This is a genomic window from Kitasatospora cineracea, assembly GCF_003751605.1.
GTDB classification, from domain to species: Bacteria; Actinomycetota; Actinomycetes; order Streptomycetales; family Streptomycetaceae; genus Kitasatospora; species Kitasatospora cineracea.
In genome coordinates this window covers 338,293-352,158 of the sequence record NZ_RJVJ01000003.1, presented here as the reverse complement: position 1 = coordinate 352,158, position 13,866 = coordinate 338,293, and the positions used below count along the sequence as shown (strand labels likewise).

At 70.7% G+C, this 13,866-nt stretch carries 13 protein-coding genes; 7 read left to right on the top strand and 6 right to left on the bottom strand.

Annotated features, from left to right (window positions below; all coding sequences use genetic code 11):
- Positions 1-331: 331 nt before the first annotated feature.
- Positions 332-1,339: a GNAT family N-acetyltransferase gene (locus EDD39_RS35765; RefSeq protein WP_123563745.1), complete on the top strand. Its 1,008-nt coding sequence runs from the start codon at positions 332-334 to the stop codon at positions 1,337-1,339.
- Positions 1,340-1,523: 184 nt separating this feature from the next.
- On the opposite strand, the gene EDD39_RS35760 is transcribed toward EDD39_RS35765, so the two are convergent.
- A complete protein-coding gene (locus tag EDD39_RS35760; protein ID WP_123563744.1) occupies positions 1,524-2,369 on the bottom strand; it encodes a spermidine synthase in 846 nt (281 codons plus the stop codon).
- A gap of 187 nt (positions 2,370-2,556) precedes the next feature.
- Between EDD39_RS35760 and EDD39_RS35755 the strand changes: the two genes are divergently transcribed.
- Positions 2,557-3,510 carry an alpha/beta hydrolase gene (locus tag EDD39_RS35755; RefSeq protein WP_244257479.1) on the top strand — a complete coding sequence of 318 codons (954 nt, stop codon included), beginning with the start codon at positions 2,557-2,559 and terminating at the stop codon, positions 3,508-3,510.
- Positions 3,511-3,586: 76 nt separating this feature from the next.
- Here the strand turns inward: EDD39_RS35755 and EDD39_RS35750 are convergent, their stop codons facing one another.
- From EDD39_RS35750 to EDD39_RS35735, 4 genes are all read right to left on the bottom strand, one after another.
- Positions 3,587-4,609 carry an AI-2E family transporter gene (locus tag EDD39_RS35750; protein ID WP_244257478.1) on the bottom strand — a complete coding sequence of 341 codons (1,023 nt, stop codon included), beginning with the start codon at positions 4,607-4,609 and terminating at the stop codon, positions 3,587-3,589.
- Between the two features lie 623 nt (positions 4,610-5,232).
- A complete protein-coding gene (locus EDD39_RS35745) occupies positions 5,233-5,940 on the bottom strand; it encodes a glycerophosphodiester phosphodiesterase (RefSeq protein ID WP_123563742.1) in 708 nt (235 codons plus the stop codon).
- A gap of 263 nt (positions 5,941-6,203) precedes the next feature.
- On the bottom strand, positions 6,204-6,617 hold the full coding sequence (locus EDD39_RS35740; protein WP_030461193.1) for a TOBE domain-containing protein: 414 nt from the start codon (positions 6,615-6,617) through the stop codon (positions 6,204-6,206).
- Between the two features lie 381 nt (positions 6,618-6,998).
- Positions 6,999-8,366, bottom strand: coding sequence for an ROK family transcriptional regulator (locus EDD39_RS35735; RefSeq protein WP_123563741.1), 1,368 nt, complete (start codon positions 8,364-8,366; stop codon positions 6,999-7,001).
- 84 nt (positions 8,367-8,450) lie between these two features.
- Between EDD39_RS35735 and EDD39_RS35730 the strand changes: the two genes are divergently transcribed.
- From EDD39_RS35730 to EDD39_RS35720, 3 genes are all read left to right on the top strand, one after another.
- A complete protein-coding gene (locus tag EDD39_RS35730; protein ID WP_123563740.1) occupies positions 8,451-9,647 on the top strand; it encodes an MFS transporter in 1,197 nt (398 codons plus the stop codon).
- A 251-nt stretch (positions 9,648-9,898) separates the two neighbouring features.
- Positions 9,899-10,903 carry a deoxyribonuclease IV gene (locus EDD39_RS35725; protein WP_244257477.1) on the top strand — a complete coding sequence of 335 codons (1,005 nt, stop codon included), beginning with the start codon at positions 9,899-9,901 and terminating at the stop codon, positions 10,901-10,903.
- A 9-nt stretch (positions 10,904-10,912) separates the two neighbouring features.
- On the top strand, positions 10,913-11,686 hold the full coding sequence (locus EDD39_RS35720; RefSeq protein WP_123563739.1) for a TVP38/TMEM64 family protein: 774 nt from the start codon (positions 10,913-10,915) through the stop codon (positions 11,684-11,686).
- 85 nt (positions 11,687-11,771) lie between these two features.
- On the opposite strand, the gene EDD39_RS35715 is transcribed toward EDD39_RS35720, so the two are convergent.
- Positions 11,772-12,128 carry a YrdB family protein gene (locus EDD39_RS35715; protein ID WP_162870322.1) on the bottom strand — a complete coding sequence of 119 codons (357 nt, stop codon included), beginning with the start codon at positions 12,126-12,128 and terminating at the stop codon, positions 11,772-11,774.
- Between the two features lie 249 nt (positions 12,129-12,377).
- Here EDD39_RS35715 and EDD39_RS35710 point away from each other — a divergent pair, with 249 nt between their 5' ends.
- Positions 12,378-12,905, top strand: a complete 528-nt coding sequence (locus EDD39_RS35710; RefSeq protein WP_123563737.1) for a DinB family protein — start codon at positions 12,378-12,380, stop codon at positions 12,903-12,905.
- A gap of 399 nt (positions 12,906-13,304) precedes the next feature.
- The gene (locus EDD39_RS35705; protein ID WP_162870321.1) at positions 13,305-13,703 is read left to right on the top strand and encodes a cell division protein SepF; all 399 of its coding nucleotides are present in this window, start codon (positions 13,305-13,307) and stop codon (positions 13,701-13,703) included.
- Positions 13,704-13,866 lie beyond the last annotated feature (163 nt).

Sequence of the window (13,866 nt, the reverse complement as noted above, 5' to 3'; positions counted from 1 at the left end):
CCATCGCCCCTCTCACCCGCCCTGCACGATCGAGAGATTTTTGGCCTCGAATAATAATTTGCAGGCGATCTGCCATGCTCCTACTCTTGGGCATCACTGACAGCAGCTCAGGTCCCGTTACCAGCTTCCCTCGGCGTTTTCTCAGTCAGGTCCCGGGGGCTCGCAGTGCCGCGTCTAGAGAGGGGTTCCGCACGATGGTTCCGATAGTCAGCAGCCGTTCTGCGGCACTCCCGGTCGTCTTTCTTCCTGGCCGCTCCGTCTCCGTGCAGTAGTCGCGGCGGATCGCCACGATCGGGTTTGGCGCCTCTCGCTCCTTTCTTCCGGAGGCACTGTGATCTTTCGTCCGATCGTTCCGCGGGAACTCAACACCGTACTGGGGCAGGTCCGACCCGATCCGTCCACCACGATCTCTGCGGAGACCGTTCGCTCCCGCCTGGCCACCGGCGAGTACCGCCCCGGTTGGATCTGGGTGGCGGAGCCCGCCCCCGACCGGGCACCGCTGGCCGTCGCCATCTGGTGGGGAAGTCCCGCCGACACCCACCCGAGCAATCTGGACGCGCTGTTCGCCCGATCCGATCCGGCTCGGGCTCCCGCCGATCCGTACGAACGCAGGGCTTGGACGTCCAGGGCGACCACCGACCCGCGCAGTGCGATCGCCGCCGCACTACTGACGGCTGCCCACCAGGTGTTCGCCGCCGATGGGCTGACGCCCCCGCCCGATTACCACCTCTTCCTGCCGCCCGACTGGCGTGATCGCCCCGAGGTCGCCGCTTCGGTGGCATGGCGCCGCAGAGCAGCCGAGGCAGTCGGCTTGCACCTCTCCGCCGAGCGGCTCCGCTTCGAACGCGAGACCGACCGTCCCGTTCCGACCCTGTCGGGCCGCCTTCTCTTCACCCCGGAACCCGACGACGAAGTCTTCGTCGATCTGTTCCGCCGATCCTTGCCGAACAGCATGGACACGATGTCCACTCGAGAAGTACTTCTGATCGGAGCAGAGGCACATGCAAGGCGCGAGGTGGCGTTCTACCGGCAGGAAATGCACGGCAAGCGTTCCTGGTGGCGAATAGTCCGGACGACAACGGGGCAGGTGGTCGGTTTCGCCATCCCCTCGCACAACTCCGTTGTGCCAGTGGTGGGGTACCTCGGAGTCCTCCCCGAATTCCGGGGGCGGGGCTTCGCTGCCGAGATCATCGCCGAGATCACCCGCATCCTGGCCGTCGAGAGTCAGGCCGACGTGATCCGGGCCGAAACCGACCGCTCAAACCACCCCATGGTCGCCGCTTTCGAGTTGGTCGGCTATCGCAACCGCACGCGCCGGCTAGTCCTGTCCGCCGTCTGATCGGTCGACCAGCTGGACGCTGCACGCGTAGGCCACCGGCTGCTCGCCCAGCCCGTTTCCCTCACAACCGGCCTTCGGCCTGCGATCCGTCTCGGACCGCACCACGCCTGCCGTCTCACTGCCGAAAGGAGCACCTCCCATCAGGTACGACTTCCAGCACAGTACCCCGCCACACCGTTCCGACTCAGCCCAGCGAGAACGCCCCGCTGGGCGGGGGCGGCGAATCCTCGGCCGTCGCATCCGTGACCGGCTCTGCCGCTTGCTCCGGCGTTTCCGTCAGCCTGGCGGGAAACGGATCGGCAGCGAGCAGTCGGGCCAACTCACTGCTGGGGAGAGGCTCGTCGGAGCCGATCAACAGGACATTTCCGTAGCGCCGGCCCCGCAGCACCGCGGGCTCGGCCACCAGGCAGACGTGCGCGAAAACTGCCGCGACCGTGGTGGCCTGGGCCTTGGCGAACGCGAGCGGGGGACCGTCCGCCAGGTTCGCCGCGTAACAGCCCCCCGGCCGGAGCGCGGCGGCAGCCAGTCGTACGAACTCGACACTGGTGAGGTGCGCCGGCGTCCGCGAGCCGCGGAACACGTCGGCCACCACCACATCGACGCTGGCAGCCGCCACGGATTCGAGCACGGCCCTGGCATCGCCGACCGTCACCTCGATACCGGACGGCCAGGGCAGGTGTTCTGCGATGAATTCGGTCAGCGGGCCGTCCAGTTCGACCACCTGCTGGCTCGAGCCCGGGCGGGTCTTCGCCAGATAGCGGGGCAGGGTGAGCCCGCCACCGCCCAGGTGCAGTACGTCCAGCGGTTCACCGGAATCCGCCACCACGTCCAGCAGGTGCGCGATCCGCTGTACGTACTCGAATTCGAGATGCGTCGGATCCTGGAGGTCGACATACGACTGCGGGGTGCCGTCGAGAGTAAGCAACCAGCCGCCCTCGATGTCGATGTCGGGAATCAGCTTGGCGGTGCCGAGCCTCACCTCGCGCTCCGCCGGCCGCGGATCCGCCCCTTCGGCGGTGGGGCCGCTCATCGGTGGGGCTTCCGGGAAATGACGGGGCGAAGAACGATCGACGAAGGGACAGCCATGCGGGCAGCTTAGGCCCCACCAGGGCAGTCTTCCCAAACAAAGGGGCCTACTGACCGGTATGGTCACGGAGGTGGTCCCGCACGGGGTGGTCCCGGGCGGCACGACGGAACAGGGAATGGACGTGGCTGGCGTGGACTTCCGTGAAGACATCCTGGGCGCCCCTTACGAGGCAACGGAGCTCCCGCTCGTCCCGGACGAGGAGGGCGAGGTCAGTGCCACGCTGGTGCGTCGGCTGGTGGAGGGCTCCCGACAAGCAGTGCTGTACTTGCACGGCTACACCGACTACTTCTTCCAGACCCACCTCGCAGACCATTTCACGGCTGCCGGTTTCTCCTTCTACGCGCTGGACCTCCGCAAGTACGGCAGGTCGCTCCGCCCTCACCAGTCCCCCAACTTCGTGACGGATCTCGCCACCTACGACGAGGAGTTGGACGAGGCAGTCCGGATCATTCGGGAGCTCGACGGCCACACCCGGCTCCTGGTGAACGGGCACTCGACGGGTGGACTGGTGGCAGCCCTGTGGGCGAGTCGACAGGCTGGCCGCGGGCTGGTCGACGGACTGTTCCTTAACAGCCCGTTCCTGTCGATGCCTGCCGCCCCGGCCGTACGGACCCTCGGCGCCCCCGCGCTCGACGCCATCGGGCGGACCGCTCCCACCCGGAAGCTGCCTGCTCCGCTCAATCCGCACTACGTCCACAGTCTCCACCGCGATCACCGCGGCAGTTGGGAGTTCGATCTTGCTCTGAAGCCCGCCGAAGGGTTTCCGCTGTTCGCCGGTTGGCTGGCCGCGATCCAGCGCGGCCACCGGAAGGTACGCCGCGGGCTCTCGGTCGACTGTCCGATCCTGCTGATGGCCTCGACCGCCTCCACCGTCACCAACCGGTGGGACCCGGCCCTGATGCGTACCGACGCGGTCCTACGGGCCGACGACATCGTCGCGCTCGCACCGCGGCTCGGCCGACACGTCACCACCGTCCGGATCGAAGGGGGCGTGCACGACCTGGTCCTGTCGGCCGACTCGGCCAGGGCCGAGGTGTTCGCCGAGTTGGACCGCTGGATGGCCGCCTACTTCCCGGCCTCCTGACCGCCCGACCGAATTCGGCGGATCCCACACGGATACCGGCAGGGCCGCACGCGTCCACACCTGCAGTACGGAACGCTCACGGCTCGATTCGGTGGCGCTTTCGACGGCTGCCGGGCAGTCCTGGGCCCTCCGTCTCACCTCGGAGAACGGACACCACTCCGAGTCCGGCAGCACTGACCGGCACCGCGAGCAGGGCACCGATAATTCCGGCGATCCCGGAGCCGGCCACCACCGCGATCATGATGGTGGCGGGGTGAAGTTCGACGGTCCGGCTCTGGATGAGGGGCTGCAGGATGTTCCCCTCGATCGCCTGCACCGCCAGCACCACTCCGAGGGCCCACAGAGCGGTACCCAGTCCGCCGTTCGCAAGGGCCACGAGAACGGCCACCGTTCCTGAGAGGAAGGCACCGACAAAAGGAATGTAGGCGCCCATGAAGACGAGCGCACCGAGTCCGGCCGCTCCGGGCACTCCCAGGGCGAGCAGTCCGATGGAGATGAACGTGGCATCGATCAGCGCGATCAAGGTGGTGCCCCGCATGAAGCCGGCCATCGCCGTGAACGCCTGCTGACCGCACGCGATCACCGTGTCTGCGTGCCCACCCGGGATGAGCTCGTGAACCGCGTCGCCAAAACGGTTGCCGTCGCGCAGGAAGAAGAACACCAGCGCGAGGGAGAGCACTCCACCGGTCAGCAGCTGGGTGACCAGACCCAGCCCGGACAGGACTCCGTTGGCGAGCGAGTCCACCAGGGTGCTCCCGGAGCCGGAGCTCTCCTTGAGCGCGTACTGGATCTTGTCGCCGAACGGCCCCAGCCAGGAGGCGATACGGTCACCCGCCTGCTGAAGGCCGGAGGCGATCTGCGGTGCGCTGTTCACCAGGGAGTTGACCAGCAGTGCGATCCCACCGGTCACCACGAGCACCAGGATCGTGCAGGTCAGTCCGGCAGCCACCCCCCGTTTGACGCCCCGACCCACCAGCCAGGGCATCACCGGGTAGAGCAGGGCCGTGGCCAGCAGCGCAACCAGCATCGGGATGGTCGCGGCCCGTAGTTCCACCACTACGAAGATGGCGAACGCAGCCACGGCGATGAAGAGGATCACCGCAGCGGACCAAGCCGCAGCCGACCGAACCGAAGCGGGCAACATCTGGGCCGGCCGTCGATCGTCCAGCCCCGCCCCACCCGCAACGATCACGGGCACTGCCCCCGCAGTCCCCTCATCCTTCAAGGAGGGATGTGCACTTGATGTGGCTTTTCCTGAAAGGCCGTCGGGGACCTCGACGCCACCACGTCCCGCTGAACTCTCCGACCGCCGGTCTGCGGCTCCTGACCACCTCTGCGACTGGCCACCTTCACCAGAGCTGCCCGGCGGCCGTTCCGCCCCCGTCGCCCCAGGGCCGCCCCTTTCTCCCCTTCCCTCGCTGCCTCCGGCTCCGGCTCCGGCTCCGGCTCCGGCTGCAGAAGGTGCTGGCGGATCCTGGCGGTCCCCCGGGTCCTGCGGGTTCGGAGAGCCCTCTGCCGTCACCGCCACCTCCGCAGCCAACGCACCGTCATGATCGTCTTATTTCAACAGACAACGGTCATATCGACGGGCAGGAGCCAACGGCGTGGCGTGGCGACCGGAGCAGCCGACCGATGCCGGGCGGAACCCCGGTTCGGGCAAATGTGCACACCCCTGCCGACCCCCGCCCCAGCGGTACTGGCGTGGGCGCCGGCGCCCACGGATCACCCCTGGTACTGGTCGATCGTCCGGCGCAGCAGCGCGATTCGGTTGGAGGTGAGCGAGTCGACGCCGAGGGCGAGCATCCGCCGCATGGTGCGCCGCAGATCCACGGTCCAGGTCGCCAGGCCCATGCCGGCGTCGTGGACGGAGCCCACCAACTTCTCGTTCACCAGTCCGAAGGGCGGATTGAGGTAGTCGGGGCGCAGTTCGTCGAGCAGCCGCTGCTTCGGCAGTTGGAGACGGTTCCAGGTCAGGGAGATTTCCGCGCCGGGCGCGAGTTCGCGGATGGCGAGCATGGCCACGACCGACCCGCAGAAGGCGACGCGGTCCGCCATCCCGAGATCGTTGACGACCTTCCACGTGGCTTCGGCCGGGCCGCTGTCGTCCAGGTCGATCATCAGTTGCGCGCCGTCCGTGGCGTCGATGACCTGCAACACCTCGGCAAGGGTGGGAATCCGAAGCCCGAGCCCGGGAGCGGCTACCTCTTCCAGTTGGTCGAGCGTCACTCGGGCGATCTGACGCTGATCGTTCCACAGCCGTTCGAGAGTGCGGTCGTGCAGCAGCACGGGCACCCTGTCCCGGGTGAGCTGGACGTCGACCTCGACGGCATCGGCTCCCGCGGCGAGCGCGGCGCTGACCGCCGGCAGGGTGTTCTCGCGGTGCAGGTACGGGTCACCACGGTGGGCAACGGCGCGCACGCGGCTCTTCAACGGGGTCGTCCTCTCGCACGGTCGGGGTACTCACAACGCTGGCCGTCCCGCTACCGGTCGGCCGCAGGTCTCCGCATCCTAGGCGGCGTCAGTTCACGCCTCGTCCCCGGCCATCGGTACCACCCGGGCGACCCTGCCCCGGTACCGCCCTCGCCCCCACCGCTGCCTCCGTCCTCGATTCCTGGCCTGATCAGCGCAGAGTCGAGGACGCCCAAAGGACCGGTCGCGGGTCGACGGGAGGATCTTCTCCGCCAGACCAGACCTCAACGCCGTTCGACCACGACATTGGTCGACTTGATCACCGCAGTGGCGGGCGCCCCGGGGACAAGCCCGAGTTCCTCCGCCGAGTCACGGCTGATCAGCGAAACCACCCGGAACGGGCCCGCCTGGATCTCCACCTGCGCAGCGACGTCGCCCAGGACGACGGCGGTCACGATCCCGGGAAAGCGGTTCCGGGCCGATGAACGCCCCTCCACCTCGCTGTTCTCCGGTCGGGCAAGCTCCCGGGCGAACGCCGCGAGTTCCGCCCCGGCGATGATCCGGTGGCCGTGCTCGTCTCGCGTCGCCGGCAGTCGGCCCGCGTCCACCCATCGCCGCATGGTGTCGGCGCTCACCCCCAGCATCGAAGCAGCCTCGCCGATGCGGTACGGGTGGACGGGCCGGTCGGACATGACCATCGATGCGACTCCGGGCGATTCAGGAACGAACTGGCAGACCCCGCCATCCTGCCGTACCGAAGCCCCTCCCCACGCACGCCCCACCACCCGCCCGGGCACCCACTCGCCCCCGACCGGCCGCCCGACCGCCCGCCCGCCCGACCGCCAGCACGGCAACCCCACCCGCTGCCCAACGGCCCGACCCACCACATCCGCCCCTCCCGGCCTGCGCACTCCACCGACCGCGGCATCGCAGACCGACGGCACCGCACGACAGCAGAACGGCCACGGCACGGCACCACCACGGCGGGCGAAGGACAGATCGACGGCGCGGCACCGCCGACGGGGCGGCAGCGCGCGCCCCACTGCAGCAGCCCACGCAGCGTTAGGCGAAGGCCGGCCTCAGTCGCCGCCGAACAGCTCCCGCCTGACCGCGTCCCCTGCGGTCAGCACGGCTCCCGCCAGAACGGCGCCGCCGCCCGCGGTACCGGCCCGGACCTCAGTGGCGAGCGGAGAGAGCCGGGAGAGGTGGCGTTCGACACGGCTTGCCAGTTCCGGGCCGCCGGCCTGCCCGATCTCGCCGCCCAGCACTACGCATCCCGGATCGAGCACGACGCAGATCGCAGAAGCCCCGACGGCGATCCGCAGCGCCAGCTCGTCCAGGAAGTCATCGGCGCCGCTCTCGACCGCCCGACGGACCACGGCCCCGGCCGCAGGCTCCCGGTCCCCAGCTTCGACTCCGGGCTCGGCCCCCGCCCTCGTTCCTTCCTCGGTGTCGGGCTCCACCTTGAGCCCGTGGCGGCCCGCCAGTTCACAGATCGCCGCGCTCGACACCGTGGAGTGGAACCCGCCGTCGCACTTCTTGGAGTCCGGCAGCCCGATCGTCCCGGGCACGGGCAGGAATCCGATCTCGCCGGTGCCGCCGGAGGCCCCGCGCCGCAGACGGCCGTCCAGTATCACGGAAGCTCCGACGCCGTGCCCCAGCCAGATCAGTGCGAAGTCCCGCCGGTCCTTGGCCGCACCGATGCGGTGTTCGGCGATTCCGGCGAGATTCACCTCGTTCTCGAGGATCACCTCTGTCCCGGGGCGGGAGCGCAGGGCGGCGAGCAGTTTGGTGTGCCACTCGGGCAGCTTGCCGGAGTTGTTGAGCGTGCCCGTCGCCGGGTCGACCAGGCCGGGAGCGCCGACGGCCACGGTGTGCAGTTCCCCCGCCCCGGCCTCGGCCGCGGTGGCGAGCAACGCCTCGACGGTCCGTTCTACCAGCAGGTCGCCGTCCGTCATCACGACGCTCGCACCGCCGCCGCCCGATCCGCCAGCACCGCCAGATCCGCACGAGCAGCCCGCACTCTCCGTCGCCCCCGCGTCACCCGATCCACTCGGCTCTTCCCCGTCAACCGCAGGAGCAGCAGAAGCGGCAGGAAGGGAGGCAGCGATGGTGGCCGTGCCGAGGGTCCGGCCGGTCAGGTCGGCGACCACCAGGCTGACGCCGCTGGCGCGGATGTCGATGCCGGCGAGGTGCGCGCGGTCGGCGACCAGGCCGTACAGGCGGGCGTTGGGGCCGCGGCGCAGCGCGGCGCTCTCCCCGGCGTGGGCGACCAGGCCGCTGCGCTGGAGTCGTTCGAGCAGGTCGGCGACGGTGGGCCGGGACAGCCCGGTCAACGCGCGCAGGTCGGATGCGGTGAGCGGGCCCCGTTCGAGCAGCAGGTCGAGGGCGAGCCGGTCATTGATGGCCCGGGCGGTGCTCGGCGTGGCGGTGCGAGCGGTCGTCATGAGCCTGCATCCTTCCAGAGGTTTCTATCAGGCAGGGTCCCTGATAGTTTATCGGCATCCGACCGACCCAAGGGGGAGCCCAGCATGGGCGAGACTCTCAAGGACGTCCGGCGCGCAAGGATGAGCGTGGCGCTGGTGTTCGCCGTTCACGGTGCCGTCACCGGCACCTTCGTCAGCCGCATTCCGTGGATCAAGGACAACCTCGACCTGAGCCCCGGTCAGCTCGGTCTCGCCCTGGTCTTCCCTGCCATCGGCGCGTCGGTGGCGATGCCGCTGGCCGGCCGGATCGTGCACCGCTACGGCGCCCGGACCGCACTGCAGGGCCTGCTGACGCTGTGGTGCCTGTCGCTGGCACTGCCGGCTCTCTCCCCCCACCTGGCGGTCCTCTGCCTGGCGCTGTTCCTCTACGGCGCGACGGCCGGCATGTCGGACGTCGCAATGAACGCGCAGGGCGTCGAGGTCGAGGAGCGGATCGGCCGGTCGATCATGTCGGGGCTGCACGGCATGTGGAGCGTCGGCGGCCTGGTCGCCTCCGCGTTCGGCGTCCTGGCGGCCCATCAGCACGCGGACGCCCGGGTGCAGTACGCGGTGACCGCGGCGGTCTTGGCGGTGCTCGCCCAGGTGGTGTCCCGCGGAGTGCTGGACGTCCGGCCGACCGCCGGCGAGGAGGCCCCGCCGCGTTTCGCGCTGCCCCCGAAGGAAGCGCTGGTCATCGGCCTGGTCGGGTTCTGCGCGGTGTTCGCCGAGGGTGCGTCGATGGACTGGAGCGGGGTCTACCTCCGTGACATCACCGGTGCCTCCCCCTCCGTCGCGGCCTCCTGCTTCACTGCTTTCGCCGCCACCATGGCCGCGGCCCGTCTGGCCGGTGACGCGGTCGTCCGTCGGCTCGGTCCGGTGCGCGCCGTCCGGTTGAGCGGCATGATCGCCACCGTCGGCGGCCTGCTGGTGGTGTTCGCCGATTCCCCGTACGTGGCCATCCCGGGCTTCGCACTGATCGGCATCGGCATCGCCGTGGTCGTCCCGCTCGCGTTCGCCGCCGCCGGCCGGGCGGGCACCAACCCGAGCCAGTCCATCGCCGGTGTCGCCACCATCACCTACACCTCCGGCCTGGTTGCCCCGGCCGTGGTCGGCGGCATCGCACAGGCCAGTTCGCTCACGGTCTCCTTCATCGCAGTCACCCTGCTCGCCGCCGCGCTGATCCCCTCCGCGACGGCGATGCGCCACCGCAAGCCGGCCGGTGCCCCGGTCGCGGCCTCCAGTTCCTTGGAGCCGACCCGCTGACGGGCCCCACTGCCGGACGGCCGGACAATGGGCGGATGGCCGTCCGTCGAGGGGCGCGGGAGGTCCACTCCCGCGCCCCTCGGCATGCCCGCCCCCTGAAACCGCGGCCCCCACCCACGCGAACCACCGCAGAGCAGCCGAGCAACAGCCCCGCCCCCAGCCCTCAGCCCCACCCCCCGAGTCCCGAAGTACCGGAACCGTGCCGACCCCGGTGAGCTGCGCCTCCGTCCTGCCGTGCGATGCTCCTGGTCATGGATCCCGCCCCGCGCAACCCGATCGGTGCCCACGTCCCCGTCGCCGGGAAGGGCCTGGTGGGCACGGGGCTGGCCTACGCCGAGAAGGTCGGGGCGGAGGCGGTGCAGGTGTTCGTCGCCAACCCGCGCGGCTGGGCGACCCCGGCCGGGAACCCCGCGCACGACCTGGCCTTCCGGGCGGCCTGCACCGAACGGGGCATCCCGGCCTACGTGCACGCGCCGTACCTGATCAACTTCGGCTCCGACTCGGCCGCGACCCGGGAGCGTTCCGCCGAATCGCTGACGCACTCCCTCCACCGCTCGGCCGCCATCGGCGCCCTCGGCACTGTCGTGCACACCGGGTCCGCGCTCTGCGGCACCCGTGCGGAGGCGCTCGCCCAGGTCCGCGACCAGGTGCTGCCGATCCTGGACGGCCTCGACCGGTACGGGGCCGACGCCCCGTGGCTGCTGCTGGAGCCGACGGCCGGCCAGGGCAGCTCGCTCTGCTCCCGGATGGACGACCTCGCCGCCTACCTGGACGCCCTCGACCACCACCCGCTGGTCGGCGTCTGCCTGGACACCTGCCACGCCTTCGCGGCCGGCCACGACCTGGCCGCGCCGAACGGGGTCGAGGAGCTCTTCGAGTCCCTGCACCGCGCGGTCGGCCCCGGGCGCCTGCAACTGATCCACGCCAACGACTCGCAGGACGTCGCGGGTGCCCGCAAGGACCGCCACGAGAACATCGGGGCTGGCCACATCGGCGCGGCCGCGTTCGAGGCACTGCTCGCCCACCCGGCCACCGCCGGCATCCCCCTGATCATCGAGACGCCGGACGGCCGCCACGACCCCGCCCGGGTCGAGGGCGCCCGCCACGCCGCCGACATCGCCCTGCTCAGGCAACTGCGCCGCCCCGCCCCGCTGCACCGCTCCGCCCTGCTACACCGCTCCGCCCCGCCGAACCATCCGTCCAGCCCGCGGCCCACGGACGCACCGCTGGACGGCACTACTCCCAGCGCGGGTTAAGCTCCCCGGGTGCATGCCCCGGAGCCGATAGCCGCGCCCACCCCACCGGCCAAGACCACCGCCCCCGCCTCGGCCACCCCCACCACAGCCGGTGCCGACCCGGAGGCCCCCGCCACGGCTCCGCACCGGCCCTCCCCCCGCCCGTTCCGCCCGTCCCGCCGGGCCCTGCTGCGTCTCGGCGCCCTGCTCGCCGTCCTCGCCGCCGCCATGGCTTCGCTGCTGCTGTGGGACCCGTCCGCCGTCCTGGCCGCCGCCTCGGGGCCGTGGCGGATCCCGATCGCGCTCGCCGCCTACGGTTTCGGCTCGATGGCTTTCCTGCCCCGCCCGGCGATGAACGCGGGCATGGGGCTGCTGTTCGGCTCGTTGTGGGGCGTACCGCTGGCGGTCGCCGGGTCGGCGATCGGCGCTGCGGCGGCGTTCGTCCTGGGACGTTCGCTGGGTCGCGAGGCGTTGCGGCCGCTGGTGCGCGGCCGGGTGCTGACGGAGATCGACCGGCGCCTGTCGGAGCAGGGTTTCCGCAGCGTGCTGCTGATCCGGCTGTTCCCGGGCGCGCCGTTCCAGGCGGGCAACTTCGCGTGCGCGTTCTCCGGTGTGAAGTTCTGGCCGTACCTGCTGGCCACCGTCATCGGCGTGGTGCCGACCACCACCGCCTACGTGGTCGCGGGGGCGAGCGCGGGTTCCCCCACCTCACCGGCCTTCTTGATCTCCGCCGGGGTGATCGCCGCGATGTGCGCGTTCAGCGCCTTCTCCCTGTGGCGCGCCCGCCCCCGCCGCTCCGCCTGACTCCCTCCCGCCGCTCCGCCCGACCGCCGCTCCCGAAGCCCCACCCCAGTGCCCACGAAGCCCCGGGCGACCGGCGACCACCCGCCTAGCGTTCGATCGCGGGCGACCACTCGCCGAGCGACCACAGCACCACCGTGTTGACCACCATCACGATGCCGAGCCCGACCGCCCACCCGGGGTGCCCGCCGACCGCCAGCAGCGCGACCGCCCCGCCCCAGACCAGCAGTTGCACCCCGTACCAGAGCACCGCCGAATCGCGCACCGGCCGCCGGGGCGCCGCGTAGCGGCCCCACAGCACGACCGCGAGCGCCGGCAGCGCCAGGGCGATCAGCCCTCGCAGCACGACCGGGCCGTCCGCCCAGACCCCGTACCCGCCGATGGCCAGGGCCACCAGAGAGGCCAGTTCCAGCAGCAGGCGCACCGCCAGCTGAGTGCCCGTCATCACCTTGCGCATGCCCGTACCCGCCCGTTCCCCCGCCGCACCAACCAGCCCGATGATCCGATCTTCCCACCCCAGCCCCACCTCACACCCCCAGCCCCACCTCACACCCCCAGCCCCACCTCACACCCCAACCCCACCTCACGCCCCCAACCCCACCTCACGCCCACAGCCTCACCCCGCCCAACCCCGCCCCGCGCCCGGCCCGAAAACGGCTCGCCCGCCCGCCCCGGGCTGCCCCACCATGTCCGCATGACGAACACCGGCCCCGCCACCACCCGCACCAGCCCGCCCTTCGCCGCCGACGAGGCGACCATGCTCGGCGCCTGGCTGGACTTCCACCGCGCCACGCTCGCCCTCAAGTGCGCGGGCCTGACTCCCGATCAACTGCGCGAACGCGCCTGCCCACCGTCCTCGCTGAGCCTGCTCGGGCTGGTGCGGCACATGGCCGAGGTGGAGCGGCACTGGTTCCGCAAGGTGCTGGACGGCCAGGACCTCGGCACCGACGGCCGCTACTGGACAGAGGAGTTCCCGGACGGCGACTTCGACCTGGTGGACGGGGCCGACCCGGTCGCCGACACCGCGGTCTGGCAGGAGGAGGTGGCGTTCGCCCGGTCCGCCGCCACCGGCCTGCCGCTGGACACGGTCGGCAAGAGCCGGTGGCGCGACAACGAGGTGACGCTCCGTTGGATCCTGGTCCACATGATCGAGGAGTACGCCCGCCACAACGGGCACGCCGACCTGCTTCGGGAACGAATCGACGGCTCGACCGGCGAGTAGCCCCCACCGCCACCCGCTCGCACGGTGCACGCCGCACCGGTGTGACGCACGCCGCGCTGCGCGCCACCCGCCACCCGCACGCCCCTCGGCCGCGACCCGCCACTCCCGGGTGAAGCCGTTACATGATTGTTGACACTCAGTCAACTAGCTTCCCGATACCACCGATAGGGTCGTCACTCGCAACCACCCACCGATTAATGGCGTCGTTGCGGGTATCCGCCGAGTATCCGGGGAGCCACTGTTTTTCCTCCGCGCCACAACCGGTGCAGGGGGTACAAGCGGGCACATCCACGGTGATCAGTGCGATACTCGGACAGTTCCAACAAGTGGATGACGTGTCAAAACGACCCGTCACCCCCCGGGGGGACGAGTACGGAACGAGACAGGGAGGCGCGGCTAATGGGAGCACTACGCGACGAGCACCACAACGGGTGGCTGATGCCTTCCGGCAGCTACCCGGCCGCGATGTACGAGGAACCGTGGGAGGGCGAGGAGACGCTGCCGAGCAGCGTCCAGGCCGCCCCCTCCAAGATCGTCTCGCTCCGCCCGACGGGCTTCGAGGCCGCCCGCACGGTCGGCGAGCACATCCGCGCCGCGACCCCGGTGGTCATGGACCTCACGGAGATGGACGACGCCGAGGCCAAGCGGATGGTCGACTTCGCCTCCGGTCTGATCTTCGGCACCCGCGGCGGCATCGAGCGGATCGCCCGCCGGGTGTTCCTGCTCACCCCCGCCGACGTCGAGGTGATGGTCATCGACCGCCCGCTCGACGAGTCCGGCTTCTACAACCAGAGCTGACAGCCAGCCCACCAGCCGTTCGAAGACCCCGCGCCCCGCGCGGGGTCTTCGGCATGTCCGGCCCCAACGCCACACCCTCCCTCCTCTCCCCCTCTCTTCTCCCCCCTCCATGAGACTTCTCCCCCCTCCATGAGACACGCAACAAAATTTTGAGACATCAAAG

Coding starts and splice junctions, on each gene's coding strand:
- EDD39_RS35735 (WP_123563741.1), bottom strand. CDS start 8,366: ATGACGACCGCTCGCACCGCCACGCCGAGCACCGCCCGGGCCATCAAT.
- EDD39_RS35740 (WP_030461193.1), bottom strand. CDS start 6,617: ATGGTCATGTCCGACCGGCCCGTCCACCCGTACCGCATCGGCGAGGCT.
- EDD39_RS35760 (WP_123563744.1), bottom strand. CDS start 2,369: ATGAGCGGCCCCACCGCCGAAGGGGCGGATCCGCGGCCGGCGGAGCGC.
- EDD39_RS35715 (WP_162870322.1), bottom strand. CDS start 12,128: ATGACGGGCACTCAGCTGGCGGTGCGCCTGCTGCTGGAACTGGCCTCT.
- EDD39_RS35705 (WP_162870321.1), top strand. CDS start 13,305: ATGGGAGCACTACGCGACGAGCACCACAACGGGTGGCTGATGCCTTCC.
- EDD39_RS35710 (WP_123563737.1), top strand. CDS start 12,378: ATGACGAACACCGGCCCCGCCACCACCCGCACCAGCCCGCCCTTCGCC.
- EDD39_RS35730 (WP_123563740.1), top strand. CDS start 8,451: ATGGGCGAGACTCTCAAGGACGTCCGGCGCGCAAGGATGAGCGTGGCG.
- EDD39_RS35725 (WP_244257477.1), top strand. CDS start 9,899: ATGGATCCCGCCCCGCGCAACCCGATCGGTGCCCACGTCCCCGTCGCC.